Raw genomic sequence first — 1055 nt, 5'->3', positions numbered from 1 at the left:
CCAAAAGTGCCCGCCACGCGCTTGCAACAACCTATGGGGCGGATGGCTTTGCCTTGCTGACCGCACTGACCGCGCCCGATACACCGCGTACCGTCCGCACACTCCCCATGGTGGCGACCCTCTGGCGGGTTTGGCTCCAACAGTTTTATGGTCCCAGCGAAACCCCCGTGTTGCGGGCCGATGCGGATGTCCCGATGCCTGCGGGGCTGATTCACTCGCCCTATGATCCTGATGCCCGCTACAGCATGAAACGGGGAACGACGTGGATTGGCTACAAAGTACACATCACCGAAAGCTGTGATTCTGATCAGCCGCGGCTCGTGACCGCAGTGCACACGACCCCAGCAACAACGCCCGATGATCCGCTGGTTCCGCAAATTCACGCGACCTTGGCCAAGAAGGCGTTGCTTCCGGCGACCCATCTGGTCGATTGTGGCTACACCAGTTCCGAAACCCTTGTCCAGAGCCAGCAGGACTATGCGGTTCGCGTGCTTGGCCCGGTTGCCCATGACCCGAGTTGGCAGGCCCGTGAGCGGACTGGGTATGACAACCAAGCCTTTGTGATAGATTGGGACCAGCAGCAGGCGCGATGTCCACAAGGGCATACGAGTGGCAAATGGCGCTTCGAGCAGGATATCACGGGGCAAGCGGTGGTCCACATCCGCTTTTTGCGGAAGGATTGCAGTCCCTGTCCGGTTCGCACGCACTGCACGCGCGGCAAACACGAACCACGCTCCGTGACCATCCGCACCCAAATCTATCATGAAGCGCTTCAGCAGGCACGCCAGTATCAACGAACCCCAGCATTTCATCGCGAATATGCACTGCGCTCCGGCATTGAGAGCAGTATTTCCCAAGGGATTCGCCACGTAGGCCTGCGGCGAACACGCTTTATCGGGCTGGAGAAAACCCATCTTCAGCATGTCTTGAGTGCGGTGGCATTAAATGTCATTCGCATCGGCGCGTGGCTCGATCAGCCGCGCCAAACACCGCCGCGTCGGAGCGCCCTGTCGCGGCTCGTGGCATCAGGTTGAGGGTTCGCCAGCAGAGTCAAT

1 protein-coding gene is annotated in these 1055 nt (G+C 59.9%); it reads left to right on the top strand.

From position 1 onward, the window contains the following. On the top strand, positions 1 to 1034 hold a 1034-nt coding region (locus C5S61_RS02470), incomplete at its 5' end, for a transposase (protein WP_164689183.1). Positions 1035 to 1055 lie beyond the last annotated feature (21 nt).

The organism is Herpetosiphon llansteffanensis, from assembly GCF_003205875.1.
Taxonomy (GTDB): Bacteria; Chloroflexota; Chloroflexia; order Chloroflexales; family Herpetosiphonaceae; genus Herpetosiphon; species Herpetosiphon llansteffanensis.
Note: the sequence above shows the minus strand (reverse complement) of the source record. Positions and strands in the feature narration are given on the sequence as shown.